Below are 14,590 nucleotides of genomic sequence, written 5' to 3' on the forward strand. Positions count from 1 at the left end.
AACCCGCCTTGTGCGGGTTTTTGTTTGCTTGCCATTTGGGGATGGAGGGGGCGGGGGATCAATCCTCCTGCTGACGCAATCTTTTATAGAGGGTATTGCGACTCACCCCCAGCCGTCGCGCCAGCTGGGAAATGTTGCCGCCCACGGCCTTGAGCTGGCGGTGCAGGTCGGCGCTGTCTTCCAGGGCGATGTCGCCGGGCGGTTCGTGGCTGGCGGCTGGCTCCATGTCCAGGTCGACAAAAAAGTCGTCCGGCAGGTGCTCGGCGCGGATCGGCTGGTCTTCGGCCATGGCCAGCGCCACCTGCATCACGCTGCTGACCTGGCGCAGGTTGCCCGGCCAGGGGTGGCGCTCGAAGAGGTCCTGGACTTCGCGGCTGAGCCCGGCCCATTGGCCGGGCTCGCGGTGCTGCTCCCAGATGCGCTTGAACAGCGCCTGCTTGTCGCTGCGTTCGCGCAGGGGCGGCAACTCCAGGGTCAGGCCGCCGATGCGGTAATACAGGTCCTCGCGGAAGCGCCCGAGTTGCACCTGTTCGCGCAGGGAGCGGTTGGTCGCCGAGATGATGCGGATGTCCACCGGGAACAGTTCGCTGCTGCCCACCGGCTGCACGCAGCGCTCCTGCAGCACCCGCAACAGGCGGGCCTGGGTCGGCAGGGGCATGTCGCCGATTTCGTCGAGGAACAGCGTGCCTTTGTCAGCCTTGCGGATCAGGCCGATGCTGCCTTTCTGGTTGGCGCCGGTGAAGGCGCCTTTTTCATAGCCGAACAGCTCGGACTCCACCAGTTCGGCGGGGATCGCCGCGCAGTTGACGGCGATGAATGCCTGTTTGCTCCGCGAGCTGGCCTGGTGCAGCGCCTTGACGAAGACTTCCTTGCCGACGCCGGTTTCGCCGTGGATCAACAACGGAATGTCCTTTTCCAGCAGCCGTTCGGCCTGGCGCACGGCTTTCTCCACGCGGCTGTCGCCGAAGTGCAGGGTGTTCAGGCCGATGGCATCGGCGTTGGCGGGGGCCGGGCGGGCAGGCGCTTCGGCGAAGACCCGGGCCTGGATCGGCACCTGCCTTGGACGCTTGAGCAGGCAATGGAAGCGGTTGCGTCCGGCGGCCTGCAGGGCGAAGGGCAGGCCTTCCGGCTGGTTGAGCAATTCCAGCAGGGACACCTTGAACAGGCTTTCGATGCCGACCCGCGACAGGCTGATGCCCAGCAGGTTGTCGGCGCGGCGGTTGGCCGACAGCACCTGGCCGCTTTCATCGAAGATCAGCAAGCCGGCCCACTGGCTGTCGAGGTTGTTCAGGCCGGTGTTGAAGGTCAGCTGGAAATGCCGGCCTTCGAACAGGTTGAGGATCAGCCGGTTCTCCACCGTCTGGCTCATCATCTTGACCATGCCCAGGGTGTGGGAGGGCGGCAGGTAGCTGTCGCTGGAGACATCCAGCACCGCGATCACCCGGCGCTCGGTATCGAAGATCGGCGCGGCCGAGCCGGTCATGAAGCGATTGGCCTTGAGAAAGTGTTCATCGTGCTCGATATGCACCGCCTGCTCGCAGGCCAGGGCGGTGCCGATGGCGTTGGTCCCGCTGCAGTGTTCCAGCCAGCTGGCGCCGGCACTGAAACCACGGGCCAGGCTCGGCTCGATAAAACGCTGGGTGCCCCAGGAGGTCAGCACCTGGCCCTGGTTGTCGGCGAGCATGATCAGGCAATTGGAGTTGCTGAGGATGTTCTCGTAGTAGGGCAGGACTTCCTGGTGGGTGGTCTGCACCAGGGCATGCTGGCTTTCCAGCAACTGGGCGATGCGCTCGGCGGGCAGTTGATCGAAGGCGGGGGCGCTCTGGTGGCTGAGGCCAAAGGCCCGGCAGCGGCTCCAGGAGTCCTTGATGATGGTCTCGTGAGACAGCGGTGAGGCAGGTGCGCTCATGGCGGTAGGTCTCTGAAAACGCTTTTATTGTTGTTATTGGCGTATGGCCTGGCCTTTGTAGTTGCAGCCCGCGGCAGCGGCTACAAGAAGCAATCTTGCCGGCAAAAACGTCCATCCAGTGTTGTTCACTCTTGTTCATTGTCAACCGCCGGACTGTTCAGTTGTTCAGTGCGGGTTGTTCATTTCTGTTCAGCTATGAACCCGCGGATAACCTGTCTTGGAATAAATATCAGGCTTATCAGTGGCTTGGTTTGCTGCCGCGGTTCTGGCACGAAAGTCGCTCTGCTGCTCCGGTCGCTTGACTCCAATAATAAAAAAGGCCGAGCCATGTCATTAACGCTGGAACACGTCAGCCGTGTCGTCGAGGGCCAGACCTGGATCGATGACATCTCGCTGCGCTTTGAACCCGGTTCCTTCAATGTTCTGCTGGGACGTACGCTGTCCGGAAAGACCAGCCTGATGCGCTTGATCGCCGGGCTCGACAAGCCCGCCAGCGGACGCATCCTGATGAATGGCGTGGACGTCACCGGGCGCCCGGTGCGGCTGCGCAACGTGTCGATGGTCTATCAGCAGTTCATCAACTACCCGACCATGACCGTGTTCGAGAACATCGCCTCGCCGCTGCGCCAGGCCGGTGTCGCCGCGCAACTGATCGAGAGCAAGGTGCTGGAGACGGCGAAGATGCTGCGGATCGAGAAGTTCCTGCAGCGCCATCCGCTGGAGCTGTCCGGCGGCCAGCAGCAGCGCACGGCGATGGCCCGGGCGCTGGTCAAGGATGCCGAGCTGATCCTGTTCGACGAGCCGTTGGTCAACCTCGACTACAAGCTGCGTGAAGAGCTGCGCCAGGAGATGCGCGAGCTGTTCCAGGCCCGCCACACCATCGCCATCTACGCCACCACCGAGCCCAACGAGGCGCTGGCTTTGGGCGGCACTACCACCATTCTCCATGAGGGGCGCCTGGTGCAGAGCGGCAAGACCGCCGAGGTCTATCACCAGCCGCAGACGGTGCTGGCCGCCGAGCTGTTCTCCGAACCGCCGATCAACCTGATGCCGGGGCGCATCGCGGGCAATGAAGTGAGCTTCGCCAACTTCGTGCACTTTCCGCTGAACGTCGATCTGCGCCCGGTCGGCGAGGGTGAGTTCCGCTTTGGCGTGCGGCCCAGCCATATCTCCCTGGTGCCGAGCAACGACGACGACCTGGAGCTGGCGGTGACCGTCGAGGTGGCGGAAATCAGCGGCTCGGAAACCTTCCTGCATGTGCGCAACGAACAATTCCTGTTGGTGCTGCACTTGCCCGGCGTGCACGAATATGACGTCGACGCGCCGATCCGCATTTATATCCCCACCCACAAACTGTTCGTCTTCGATGCCCAGGGCCGTCTGGTCCAGGCGCCGGGGCGACGCGTCGCGAGGGTTGCCTGATGGCCGAGATCCGTTTGCACAACCTCGCCCACAGTTACACCAGCACTCCGGCTGGTCCCGAGGACTATGCGATCCGCGAGATGAACCACATCTGGGAGCAGGGCGGCGCCTATGCCTTGCTCGGGCCGTCCGGCTGCGGCAAGTCGACCTTGCTCAATATCATTTCCGGGCTGCTCAGCCCGTCCCAGGGGCAGGTGCTGTTCGACACCCGGGTGGTCAATGAGCTGACTCCCGAGAAGCGCAATATCGCCCAGGTTTTCCAGTTCCCGGTGGTCTACGACACCATGACGGTGTTCGACAACCTGGCCTTCCCGCTGCGCAACCAGGGCATGGCCGAGGCCAAGGTGCACAGCAAGGTGCAGGAGATCGCCGAGGTCCTCGACCTGCAGGCGCTGTTGAACAAGAAGGCGCGCAACCTCAGCGCCGACGAAAAGCAGAAGGTCTCGATGGGCCGCGGCCTGGTGCGCGACGACGTGTCGGCGATCCTGTTCGACGAGCCGCTGACGGTGATCGACCCGCACCTGAAGTGGAAGCTGCGGCGCAAGCTCAAGCAGATCCACGAGCAGTTCAACATCACCATGGTCTACGTCACCCACGACCAGCTCGAAGCCTCGACCTTCGCCGACAAGATCGCGGTGATGTACGGCGGGCAGATCGTCCAGTTCGGCACCCCGCGGGAGCTGTTCGAGCGACCGAGCCACACCTTCGTCGGCTACTTCATCGGCAGCCCGGGGATGAACCTGATCGAGGTCCGGGCAGAGGCCGGCGGTGTCAGGTTCGCCGGCACCCATCTGGCACTGCCCGAGGCCTTGCAGCAGCGGATCGCCGAGAGCGATTACCAGAGCCTGAAAGTCGGCATCCGCCCGGAATTCATCCATGTCTGGGACGAGCCTTACGAGGAGGCGCTGCAGGCCGACGTGGTCCACATCGAGGACCTGGGTACCTACAAGATCATGACCCTGAACCTCGACGGCGCGGTGTTAAAAGTGCGCCTGGCCGAAGACAAGCCAGTGCCGCAGGGCAGGGCCTGCATCAGCTTCCCCGCGCAGTGGCTGATGGTCTACGCCGACGAATACCTGCTGGAGGCCCACGCCACGAACGAGGTTCAGCCATGAACAAAGTGCAGAACAACAAGGCCTGGTGGCTGGTATTGCCGGTGTTCCTGCTGGTGGCCTTCAGTGCGGTGATCCCGATGATGACCGTGGTCAACTACTCGGTGCAGGACATCTTCGACCAGTCCAGCCGCTATTTCGTCGGCGCCGACTGGTACCGCCAGGTGCTGCTCGACCCGCGCCTGCACGACTCGTTGCTGCGCCAGTTCATCTATTCGGCCTGCGTGTTGCTGATTGAGATTCCCTTGGGGATAGCCATTGCCCTGACCATGCCGAGCAAGGGGCGCTGGTCGTCGGTGGTACTGATCATCCTCGCCATTCCGTTGCTGATCCCGTGGAACGTGGTGGGCACTATCTGGCAGATCTTCGGCCGCGCCGACATCGGCCTGATGGGCTCGGCGCTGAATGCCCTGGGCATCAATTACAACTATGCGGCCAACACCATGGATGCCTGGGTCACGGTGCTGGTGATGGACGTGTGGCACTGGACCTCGCTGGTGGCGCTGCTGTGCTATTCGGGGCTGCGGGCGATCCCGGACGTGTACTACCAGGCGGCGCGCATTGACCGGGCGTCGAACTGGGCAGTGTTCCGGCATATCCAGTTGCCGAAGATGAAAAGCGTGCTGCTGATCGCGGTGATGCTGCGCTTCATGGACAGCTTCATGATCTACACCGAGCCGTTCGTGCTCACCGGCGGCGGGCCGGGCAACGCCACCACCTTCCTCAGCCAGACCCTGACCCAGATGGCGATCGGTCAGTTCGACCTGGGCCCGGCCGCGGCGTTCTCCCTGGTGTACTTCCTGATCATCCTGCTGGTGTCCTGGCTGTTCTACACCGCCATGACCCACTCCGACGCCAATCGCTGAGGACGGCCGCCATGATCAAGCGCAAGCTGATACCGCTGCTGATCTACATCCTGTTCCTGCTGGTGCCGATCTACTGGTTGCTGAACATGTCGTTCAAGAGCAACAACGAGATCCTCGGCAGCCTGACCCTGTGGCCCCAGGACTTCACCTGGCACAACTACAAGGTGATCTTCACCGACCCCAGCTGGTACACCGGCTACCTCAACTCGCTGTATTACGTCAGCCTGAACACGGTGATTTCCCTGAGTGTGGCACTGCCGGCGGCCTATGCGTTCTCGCGCTACCGCTTCCTCGGCGACAAGCACCTGTTCTTCTGGCTGCTGACCAACCGCATGGCGCCGCCGGCGGTGTTCCTGCTGCCGTTCTTCCAGCTGTATTCGTCCATCGGCCTGTTCGATACGCACATTGCCGTGGCCCTGGCCCACTGCCTGTTCAACGTGCCGCTGGCGGTGTGGATTCTCGAAGGCTTCATGTCCGGGGTGCCGAAGGAAATCGACGAGACCGCCTACATCGACGGCTACAGCTTTCCCAAGTTCTTCGTGAAGATCTTCGTCCCGCTGATCGGCTCGGGGATCGGCGTGACGGCGTTCTTCTGCTTCATGTTTTCCTGGGTCGAGCTGCTGCTGGCGCGGACCCTGACCTCGGTGAACGCCAAGCCGATCGCCGCGGTGATGACCCGCACCGTGTCCGCCTCCGGTATCGACTGGGGTGTGCTGGCGGCGGCCGGGGTGCTGACCATCCTGCCGGGCATGCTGGTGATCTGGTTTGTTCGCAACCATGTGGCCAAGGGCTTCGCCCTGGGCCGGGTATGAGGATCCGTTGATGGAATGGATGAACTGGACCGCCCCGACGGCGGCATTCTTCGGTGTCATTGCCTTGATCCTGCTGGGCATGACCACGTGGGAATTACGTTCGCCGAGCATCCCTCGGCGCGGCTTCCTGCCGATTGCCACCACCCGTGGCGATCGTCTGTTTATCGGTCTTCTCGGCAGCGCCTACCTGCATCTGCTGGTAATCGGCGTCACCGACTGGAGCATCTGGGTGGCGTTCGTGCTGTCCCTGGTGTGGCTGTTGGCTGTGATGCGTTGGGGCTAATGCTGATACCCATTCCTGTAGGAGCGAGCTTGCTCGCGAAGAATTCCAGCGCGCCGCGTACAGGCTGGTTCTACGCGTCATCGTTAGCGACCTTCGCGAGCAAGCTCGCTCCTACAGGGAGGTATTGGTATCGGTCCTCTTTGAACTTAACCGGGAGGTCTCTATGTTCGACAAAAACAATAAGCTGCGACATAGCGTTTCATTGGCGGCCATGCTGGCTCTGAGCAGCTTGAGCGCGACGGCCTGGGCCGACGCCTACGAGGACGCCGCGAAAAAATGGATCGGCAGCGAGTTCAAGCCATCCACCCTGACCGCGGAACAACAGCTGGAAGAGCTGAAGTGGTTTATCAAGGCGTCCGAGCCGTTTCGTGGGATGAAGATCAACGTGGTCTCTGAGACCATCGCCACCCATGAATACGAGTCCAAGGTGCTGGCCAAGGCCTTCAGTGAAATCACCGGGATCAAGCTGACCCACGACCTGCTGCAGGAAGGCGACGTGGTGGAGAAGCTGCAGACCCAGATGCAGTCGGACAAGAATATCTATGACGGCTGGGTCAACGACTCCGACCTGATCGGCACGCACTTCCGTTATGGCAAGACCGAATCCATCACCGACCTGATGGCCAACGAGGGCAAGGACTACACCTCGCCGACCCTGGACATCAAGGACTTCATCGGCATCTCCTTCACCACCGCGCCGGACGGCAAGATCTACCAGTTGCCCGACCAGCAGTTCGCCAACCTGTACTGGTTCCGCGCCGACTGGTTCGAGCGGGCCGACCTGAAAGCCAAGTTCAAGGAGAAGTACGGCTACGAGCTGGGTGTGCCGGTGAACTGGTCGGCCTATGAGGACATCGCTAAGTTCTTCAGCGAAGACGTCAAGGAGATCGACGGCAAGCGGGTCTACGGGCATATGGACTACGGCAAGAAGGATCCGTCCCTGGGCTGGCGCTTCACCGATGCCTGGTTCTCCATGGCCGGCGGCGGCGACAAGGGCTTGCCCAACGGTTTGCCGGTGGACGAGTGGGGGATCCGCGTCGAGGATTGCCATCCGGTGGGCTCCAGCGTGACCCGCGGCGGCGACACCAACGGCCCGGCGGCGGTGTTCGCCACCACCAAGTACGTCGACTGGATGAAAAAGTACGCGCCACCGGAAGCGGCGGGCATGACCTTCTCCGAATCCGGGCCGGTGCCGTCCCAGGGCAATATCGCCCAGCAGATCTTCTGGTACACCGCCTTCACCGCCGACATGACCAAGCCGGGCCTGCCGGTGATGAACGCCGACGGCACGCCGAAATGGCGCATGGCGCCGTCGCCCAAGGGGCCGTACTGGGAGGAGGGCATGAAGCTGGGGTATCAGGACGCCGGTTCCTGGACCTTCCTCAAGTCCACTCCGGAGAAACAGAAACTCGCGGCCTGGCTCTATGCCCAGTTCGTGACCTCGAAAACCGTGTCGCTGAAGAAAACCATCGTCGGCCTGACACCGATCCGCGAGTCGGACATCAACTCCCAGGCGATGACCGACCTGGCGCCGAAACTCGGTGGCCTGGTGGAGTTCTATCGCAGTCCGGCCCGCGTGCAGTGGACGCCGACCGGCACCAACGTGCCGGACTATCCACGCCTGGCACAGCTGTGGTGGAGCCATATCGCCGAAGCGGCCAGCGGCGAGAAAACCCCGCAACAGGCACTCGATGGCCTGGCCAAGGACCAGGACGCAATCATGACCCGGCTCGAGCGCTCGAAAGCCCAGGCCACCTGCGCCCCGAAAATGAACCCCGAGCGCGACGCGCAATACTGGTTCGACCAACCGGGCGCGCCGAAACCGAAACTGGCCAACGAGAAACCCCAGGGCGAGACCGTGAGCTACAACGAACTGCTCAAGTCGTGGGAGGCGGCGCGCAAGTAAGGTTGTGGATCGGTAATGCGCAACGGCACCTTCGGGTGCCGTTCTGTTTTGGGAGCTGTAGTGCCCGGACCATTGTTATCGCGGGCAAGCCTCGCTCCTACAGAAGAGGGTGATCCGTCGGAGCGAGGCTTGCCCGCGATGACGTCCTTCGAACCAGCGCAGACCTTCAGGCCAATGCTGCCAGCCGCTCCACCGTATCGGGAAAACGCTGTACCAGGCGGATCAGGGTGGTGGCCTGAGCGTTGGGTTTTGCCCGTCCTTGCTCCCAGTTCTCCAGGGTCCGAGTATTGGTGCGCAGGTACATGGCAAATACCGATCTGGACAGGTTCAACTGCTCGCGCACGGCCAGCACTTCTTCAGCGGTGATCGGGAGCAGTGCGTTCAGCTTGACCTTGTAGGTGCGCAGCGTGAGCTTGCCTTGGCGCTCTTTGGCCAGGGCGTCGAAACCTTCGACCAGTTCGGAAAAGATGTCACGTTTCATGATGGGTTCTCGCCTCGACTTCTCTGTTCAGCAGTTGCTTGAGCAGTTTTTTCTGATGGGGTGTCAGGTCGTTCTGCTCGTTCTTTGCGTAAAGGGTGAAGAGCCAGAATTGGGCGCCTCCGGACCACCAGTAATAAATCACCCGGATCCCGCCGCGTTTGCCCTTGTGCCGTCGCTCATCGACAAAGCGGATCTTGCGCAAGCCATCGGTTCCCTCGATGAGATCTCCGGCTTCGGGGGCTTTCAGCAACTCAAGCTGCAAGCTACGAAAAAGCTCGTCGTCCAGGTAGTCCTGTCGATGGCGTTGGGACGGGGGCAGCTCAATAAAAAGTGCGTCCATGATCTGTACGTAATCTGCGTATATTTTGGTTGAATGGGTCGAGAGGTCAAGGCGTTGCGCATGGCGCTCGTCGCCTTTTAATGACCTTAGACTTGGCAATCAGGATGAGACGTAGGACGCGTCTTTAAAGCCTGAAAGGCAATTCCTTTCAGATGGCAGGAGGAAGGGCAGGGTGGTTTTTCTTTGGAAAACAAAACGGCGCCCGAAGGCGCCGTCTTGTTTTGCTGCGGATCGTTCTTGAGCGATCAGCCCGCCAGACCGGATTGCTGGACCAGGATCAGCAGCGGTTGTGGGTAGACGCCGAGGAAGAATGCCAGGACCGCGATGGCCAGCAGCATCACGCCGCCGGCTTTCTGTTCCCAGTGCAGCTGGGCGTCGACGCGGCGCAGGTTCGGCTCGATCAGGTACAGGGTGACCATGACGCGCAGGTAGTAGAACACACCGATGGCGCTGCCCAGGACCAGGGAACCGACCAGCCACCATTGGTGCGCTTCGACACCGGTGGCAATGATGTAGAACTTGCCGATGAAGCCCGCGGTCAGCGGGATACCGGCCAGGGACAGCATCATCACGGTCAGTACGGCGGTCAGGTACGGACGACGCCAGAACAGGCCGCGGTACTCGTACAGGGCATCCGCATCGCGACCCTTGTAAGGCGAGGACATCAGGGTGATCACGCCGAAGGCGCCGAGGCTGGTGATCACGTAGGTGACCAGGTAGACGCCGATGGCCTCCATCGCCAGGCCCTTGCTCGCCACCAGGGCGATCAGCAGGTAACCGAAGTGGGCGATGGACGAGTAACCCAGCAGACGCTTGAGGTTGCTCTGGGTCAGCGCCAGCAGGTTGCCGAACAGGATCGAGGCAATCGCGATCAGGGTCAGCACGGTGTTCAGGACACCGCTGCTGGCTACCGGCGAGATCTGGAACAGACGCACCATCACCGCGAATACCGCCACCTTGCTCGCGGTGGCCAGGAAGGCCGCCACAGGCGCTGGAGCCCCTTCGTAGACGTCCGGGGTCCACAGGTGGAAGGGTACCAGCGACAGCTTGAACGCCAGGCCGATCAGCATCATGCCCAGGCCCAGTTGGGCCATCGGGCTAGGCAGGCCGGTCGCGGCCAGGGCCTGACCGATGCCGTTGAAGCTCAGGCTGCCGGCTTCGGCGTAGAGCAGGGCCATGCCGAACAGCAGGAACGCGGAACCGGCGGCCGACAGCACCATGTACTTGATGCCGGCTTCCAGCGAACGCTTGTTGAAGAAGGCATAAGCCACCAGGCCGTAGACCGGTACCGAGAGCAGTTCCAGGCCGATGAACAAGCCGGCCAGGTGTTGCGCGCTGACCAGGACCAGGCCGCCGGCGGCGGCCATCAGGATCAGCAGGTACAGCTCTTCGCGGTTGCCCGGGTAACCGGTGCCGCCGTCGCCCAGGTAGGCGTGGGCGAGGGTGACGCAGGCCAGGGTGGCCACCAGGATCAGCGCCATGTACAGGCAGGCGAACTGGTCGATCTGCAGCAATGGAGTCACCGCCAGAGGGGTGACTTTCAGGGCCGGCAGGATCGACAGCAACGCCAGGTTCAGACCGGCGACCGACAGCAGAAAGGTTTGCGAATGGTTGCGACGCCAGGCGATAGCCAGCATCACCACAATGATGGTGAGGCTGGTGATCAACAGCGGCGCAAGCGCGATAAAGTGTTGAATCGTAAAGTCCATAGCGCTCTTACCGGGCCGAAGCGAGTTGAGTGAAGGCGGTGCCGAGCCATTGCTGCACGCCACTCATCGTGGCGGCAGAGGTATCGAGGAACGGTTGCGGGTAGATGCCGATGTAGATCAGCAGCGCCGCCAGTCCGACCACCATGATCAGTTCGCGAGCGTCCATGCCGTGCAGGACCGCGTCCGACTTGGCCGGGCCGAAGTAGGCACGGTGAATCATGATCAGCGAGTAGACCGAACCGAACACCAGGCCGGAAGTCGCGAGCACGGTGACCCATGGTGCGCTGGCGAAGGTACCGATCAGGATCAGGAATTCGCCGACGAAGTTACCGGTCGCCGGCAAGCCCAGCGAGGCTGCTGCGAAGAACAGGCTGATGGCTGGCAGGTAGGCGATCTTCGACCACAGGCCACCCATTTCACGCATGTCGCGGGTGTGGGTGCGTTCGTACAGCTGGCCGCACAGGATAAAGAGTGCTGCCGCCGACAGACCGTGAGCCAGCATCTGGATCACCGCGCCCTGCAGGGCCAGCTGGCTGCCGGAGTAGATACCGATCAGCACGAAGCCCATGTGCGAAACGCTGGAGAATGCCACCAGGCGCTTGATGTCGGTCTGGGCGAAAGCCAGGAAGGCACCGTAGAAGATGCCGATCAGACCCAGGGTCATGGCGATCGGCGCGAACTCGGCCGAGGCATTCGGGAACAGCGGCAGGGCGAAGCGCAGCAGGCCGTAGGCCGCAGTCTTCAGCAGGATCCCCGCCAGGTCCACGGAACCCGCTGTCGGTGCCTGGGCGTGGGCATCGGGCAGCCAGGAGTGGAACGGCACCACTGGCAGCTTCACTGCGAAGGCGATGAAGAAGCCGAGCATCAGCACGTACTCGGTGGTGGTCGACATCTTGGTCTTCAACAGGTCGGCGTAGTTGAAGGTAATCACGCCGGTGTCGTTGAAGTTGACCAGCACCAGACCGAGGATCGCCACCAGCATGATCAGGCCGGAAGCCTGAGTGAAGATGAAGAACTTGGTCGCGGCGTAGATCCGGGTTTTCTTGCCGTCCGAAGAACTGTGACCCCAGAGCGCGATGAGGAAGTACATCGGCACCAGCATCATTTCCCAGAAGAAGAAGAACATGAACAGGTCGAGGGCGAGGAACACGCCGACGACACCGCCCAGGATCCACATCAGGTTCAGGTGGAAGAAGCCCACGTGACGCTGGATCTCTTTCCAGGAACAGAGGACGGAAAGCACGCCCAGGAGGCCGGTCAGCAGGATCATCAACAGCGACAGGCCGTCGAGGGCCAGGTGCACGTTGATGCCGAAGCGCTCGATCCAGACGTGCTTGAACTCCAGGGTCCAGGTCGGATCGGCGCCAGGCGCCGGAGCGAGTGAATAGTCGCCGTGGGCCCACAGCCAGAGGCCGAGGCTGAGCAACAGGGACATGGTGATCAGCGCAATCCAGCGGGGGAGGGTGGCGCCGAAGCGCTCACCCATCCAGCACAGCAGGCCGCCGATGAAGGGGATCAGGATTAGCCAAGGCAGAATCATGACGGGCTCAATTCCTTTCGCAAGTTCGCAAGGTTCATATCAGACCGCTACCAGCACGACGGCGCCGATAACCAGCACGGCACCAGCAGCCATCGAGGCGGCGTACCAACGCAGTTGACCGGTTTCCGTACGGCTCAGGGAGTTGTGGCCCCCTTTGGCCAGGCGCGGGATCAGACCGATGGTCTGGTCGAGCGGGTCTTTGCGCAGTACATGGCTGATCGCCAGATATGGCTTGACGAACAGTTTGTCGTAGATCCAGTCGAAGCCCCAGGCAGCGAACCACCAGGCCGAGAGGAGGCGGCCGATGCCGCTGTTGGCGATGGCGGTAACGAAGCGACGCTTGCCGAGGAACAGCAGCGCGGCCAGCAGGATACCGGCGATGGCGATGGCGCCGGACGCGAGTTCCAGGCTGTGCTTGGCTTCGCCGCCGGCATGGCCGACGCTGAGTGGCAGCACACCGTGCAGCGGTGGGGTGATCATGGCGCCGACGGCGGTCGACAGAACGATCAGCACCGACAGCGGCAGCCAGTGGCTGATGCCGTGGCCGGCGTGGGCTTCGGTCTTGGCTTCACCGTGGAAGGTGATGAAGATCAGGCGGAAGGTGTACAGCGAGGTCATGAAGGCCCCCACCAGACCGGCATACAGCAGGCCATGGTTACCGCTGGCGAAGGCTTCCCAGAGGATCTCGTCCTTGGAGTAGAAACCGGCGGTGACCAGTGGCAGGGCCGCCAGGGCCGCGCCGCCGACGATGAAGCTGGCGTAGGCCAGCGGCAGTTTCTTCCACAGGCCGCCCATCTTGAAGATGTTCTGCTCGTGGTGGCAGGCAACGATCACCGCACCGGAGGCAAGGAACAGCAGGGCCTTGAAGAAGGCGTGGGTCATCAGGTGGAAGATCGCGCCGTCCCAGGCGCCAACGCCCAGGGCCAGGAACATGTAGCCGATCTGGCTCATGGTCGAGTAGGCGAGGATCCGCTTGATGTCGGTCTGTACCAGCGCGGCGAAGCCGGCCAGCACCAGGGTCACGCCACCGACGACGCCCACCAGGTGCAGGATGTCCGGCGCCAGGGCGAACAGGCCGTGGGTACGGGCGATCAGGTAGACACCGGCGGTCACCATGGTTGCGGCGTGGATCAGTGCCGAAACCGGGGTAGGACCGGCCATCGCATCCGCCAGCCAGGTCTGCAGCGGCAGCTGGGCGGATTTACCGACCGCGCCACCCAGCAGCATCAGGGTCGCCAGGACGATCCAGAAGTCGCCGGCCTGGAACTTCGCAGGCGCCGCGACCAGCAGTTGCTGGATGTTCAGCGTACCCAGCTGCTGGAACAGGATGAACAGGCCGATGGCCATGAACACGTCGCCGATGCGGGTGACGATGAAGGCCTTGAGTGCCGCGTTACCGTTGTTGCGGTTGCTGTAGTAGAAACCGATCAGCAGGTACGAACACAGGCCCACGCCTTCCCAGCCGAAGTACAGGAACAACAGGTCGTCGCCGAGCACCAGGAACAGCATGCTGGCGATGAACAGGTTGGTGTAGGCGAAGAAGCGCGAGTAACCGTCTTCACCGCGCATGTACCAGGACGCGAACAGGTGGATCAGGAAACCCACGCCCACCACCACGCCGAGCATGGTCACGGACAGGCCGTCCAGGTACAGGGCGAAGGTTGGCTTGAAGTCGCCAACGGTCATCCACTGCCACAGCACCTGGGTGTAGTGGCCACCTTCCGGCGGGGCGACGTTGAATTGCCAGATCACATAAGCCGCGACAATCGCCGACAGGCCAACGGAGCCGACACCGATCAGGGCGGCGAGGTTTTCCGAGAGGCGTCCACGGGAGAACGACAGCAGCAGAAAACCGATCAGGGGGAACAGGAAAGTCAGATAGAGAAGGTTCATCCGCGCATCTCGCTGGCAGCGTCGATATCGAGAGTGTGGAAGCGGCGATACAGCTGCAACAGGATCGCCAGGCCAATACTGGCCTCGGCGGCTGCCAGGCTGATCACCAGGATGAACATGACCTGTCCATCCGGCTGCGCCCAGCGGCTACCGGCGACGATGAAGGCCAGGGCGGAGGCGTTCATCATCACCTCCAGGCTCATCAGCACGAAGAGAATGTTGCGTCGCACCATCAGGCCGACCAGGCCGAGGCAGAACAGGATGCCGGCAACGGCCATGCCATGCTCCAGAGGGATAGTTCCGATAGTAGGCATGGT

Annotated in this window: 13 protein-coding genes; 6 read left to right on the forward strand and 7 right to left on the reverse strand. The window is 62.3% G+C overall.

Annotated features, from left to right (window positions below):
• Positions 1-58 precede the first annotated feature (58 nt).
• Positions 59-1,909 carry a sigma-54-dependent Fis family transcriptional regulator gene (locus tag PVZ80_RS01625; protein ID WP_273863353.1) on the reverse strand — a complete coding sequence of 617 codons (1,851 nt, stop codon included), beginning with the start codon at positions 1,907-1,909 and terminating at the stop codon, positions 59-61.
• Positions 1,910-2,236: 327 nt separating this feature from the next.
• Here PVZ80_RS01625 and PVZ80_RS01630 point away from each other — a divergent pair, with 327 nt between their 5' ends.
• The 6 genes from PVZ80_RS01630 to PVZ80_RS01655 all read left to right on the forward strand — a co-directional run bounded on the left by PVZ80_RS01630 (position 2,237) and on the right by PVZ80_RS01655 (position 8,310).
• On the forward strand, positions 2,237-3,331 hold the full coding sequence (locus PVZ80_RS01630) for an ABC transporter ATP-binding protein (protein ID WP_009049798.1): 1,095 nt from the start codon (positions 2,237-2,239) through the stop codon (positions 3,329-3,331).
• Positions 3,331-4,446, forward strand: coding sequence for an ABC transporter ATP-binding protein (locus tag PVZ80_RS01635; protein WP_124314097.1), 1,116 nt, complete (start codon positions 3,331-3,333; stop codon positions 4,444-4,446). Before PVZ80_RS01630 ends, PVZ80_RS01635 begins: the two co-directional genes overlap by 1 nt.
• Positions 4,443-5,309, forward strand: a complete 867-nt coding sequence (locus PVZ80_RS01640) for a carbohydrate ABC transporter permease (RefSeq protein WP_009049796.1) — start codon at positions 4,443-4,445, stop codon at positions 5,307-5,309. Before PVZ80_RS01635 ends, PVZ80_RS01640 begins: the two co-directional genes overlap by 4 nt.
• 11 nt (positions 5,310-5,320) lie before the next feature.
• Positions 5,321-6,121 (forward strand): carbohydrate ABC transporter permease, encoded by an 801-nt coding sequence (locus PVZ80_RS01645; RefSeq protein ID WP_273863354.1) that lies wholly within the window; start codon positions 5,321-5,323, stop codon positions 6,119-6,121.
• 10 nt (positions 6,122-6,131) lie between these two features.
• Positions 6,132-6,404 carry a DUF2160 domain-containing protein gene (locus PVZ80_RS01650; RefSeq protein ID WP_009049795.1) on the forward strand — a complete coding sequence of 91 codons (273 nt, stop codon included), beginning with the start codon at positions 6,132-6,134 and terminating at the stop codon, positions 6,402-6,404.
• 163 nt (positions 6,405-6,567) lie between these two features.
• Positions 6,568-8,310, forward strand: a complete 1,743-nt coding sequence (locus PVZ80_RS01655) for an ABC transporter substrate-binding protein (RefSeq protein ID WP_273863355.1) — start codon at positions 6,568-6,570, stop codon at positions 8,308-8,310.
• A 166-nt stretch (positions 8,311-8,476) separates the two neighbouring features.
• Here the strand turns inward: PVZ80_RS01655 and PVZ80_RS01660 are convergent, their stop codons facing one another.
• From PVZ80_RS01660 to nuoK, 6 genes are all read right to left on the reverse strand, one after another.
• Positions 8,477-8,791 carry a helix-turn-helix domain-containing protein gene (locus PVZ80_RS01660; RefSeq protein WP_009049793.1) on the reverse strand — a complete coding sequence of 105 codons (315 nt, stop codon included), beginning with the start codon at positions 8,789-8,791 and terminating at the stop codon, positions 8,477-8,479.
• Entirely contained in the window at positions 8,781-9,131 is a 351-nt protein-coding gene (locus PVZ80_RS01665) for a toxin (protein ID WP_273863356.1), read from the reverse strand. The genes PVZ80_RS01660 and PVZ80_RS01665 overlap by 11 nt, the downstream gene beginning before the upstream one ends.
• Before the next feature lie 245 nt (positions 9,132-9,376).
• On the reverse strand, positions 9,377-10,840 hold the full coding sequence (gene nuoN / locus PVZ80_RS01670) for an NADH-quinone oxidoreductase subunit NuoN (RefSeq protein WP_009049791.1): 1,464 nt from the start codon (positions 10,838-10,840) through the stop codon (positions 9,377-9,379).
• Between the two features lie 7 nt (positions 10,841-10,847).
• Positions 10,848-12,380: an NADH-quinone oxidoreductase subunit M gene (gene nuoM, locus PVZ80_RS01675; protein ID WP_009049790.1), complete on the reverse strand. Its 1,533-nt coding sequence runs from the start codon at positions 12,378-12,380 to the stop codon at positions 10,848-10,850.
• A gap of 39 nt (positions 12,381-12,419) precedes the next feature.
• Positions 12,420-14,273: an NADH-quinone oxidoreductase subunit L gene (gene nuoL, locus PVZ80_RS01680; protein WP_009049789.1), complete on the reverse strand. Its 1,854-nt coding sequence runs from the start codon at positions 14,271-14,273 to the stop codon at positions 12,420-12,422.
• On the reverse strand, positions 14,270-14,578 hold the full coding sequence (gene nuoK / locus PVZ80_RS01685) for an NADH-quinone oxidoreductase subunit NuoK (protein WP_023964387.1): 309 nt from the start codon (positions 14,576-14,578) through the stop codon (positions 14,270-14,272). Before nuoK ends, nuoL begins: the two co-directional genes overlap by 4 nt.
• Positions 14,579-14,590: the final 12 nt, after the last annotated feature.

Source organism: Pseudomonas sp. B3G-3 (assembly GCF_028640915.1).
Classification (GTDB): Bacteria; Pseudomonadota; Gammaproteobacteria; order Pseudomonadales; family Pseudomonadaceae; genus Aquipseudomonas; species Aquipseudomonas chlororaphis_I.

Bases quoted from the DNA above. Each gene is read 5' to 3' on its own strand.
- nuoM (WP_009049790.1), bottom strand. From the start codon at position 12,380: ATGATTCTGCCTTGGCTAATCCTGATCCCCTTCATCGGCGGCCTGCTG.
- PVZ80_RS01650 (WP_009049795.1), top strand. From the start codon at position 6,132: ATGGAATGGATGAACTGGACCGCCCCGACGGCGGCATTCTTCGGTGTC.
- PVZ80_RS01660 (WP_009049793.1), bottom strand. From the start codon at position 8,791: ATGAAACGTGACATCTTTTCCGAACTGGTCGAAGGTTTCGACGCCCTG.
- PVZ80_RS01625 (WP_273863353.1), bottom strand. From the start codon at position 1,909: ATGAGCGCACCTGCCTCACCGCTGTCTCACGAGACCATCATCAAGGAC.
- nuoL (WP_009049789.1), bottom strand. From the start codon at position 14,273: ATGAACCTTCTCTATCTGACTTTCCTGTTCCCCCTGATCGGTTTTCTG.
- PVZ80_RS01665 (WP_273863356.1), bottom strand. From the start codon at position 9,131: ATGGACGCACTTTTTATTGAGCTGCCCCCGTCCCAACGCCATCGACAG.
- PVZ80_RS01640 (WP_009049796.1), top strand. From the start codon at position 4,443: ATGAACAAAGTGCAGAACAACAAGGCCTGGTGGCTGGTATTGCCGGTG.
- PVZ80_RS01630 (WP_009049798.1), top strand. From the start codon at position 2,237: ATGTCATTAACGCTGGAACACGTCAGCCGTGTCGTCGAGGGCCAGACC.
- PVZ80_RS01645 (WP_273863354.1), top strand. From the start codon at position 5,321: ATGATCAAGCGCAAGCTGATACCGCTGCTGATCTACATCCTGTTCCTG.
- PVZ80_RS01655 (WP_273863355.1), top strand. From the start codon at position 6,568: ATGTTCGACAAAAACAATAAGCTGCGACATAGCGTTTCATTGGCGGCC.
- PVZ80_RS01635 (WP_124314097.1), top strand. From the start codon at position 3,331: ATGGCCGAGATCCGTTTGCACAACCTCGCCCACAGTTACACCAGCACT.
- nuoN (WP_009049791.1), bottom strand. From the start codon at position 10,840: ATGGACTTTACGATTCAACACTTTATCGCGCTTGCGCCGCTGTTGATC.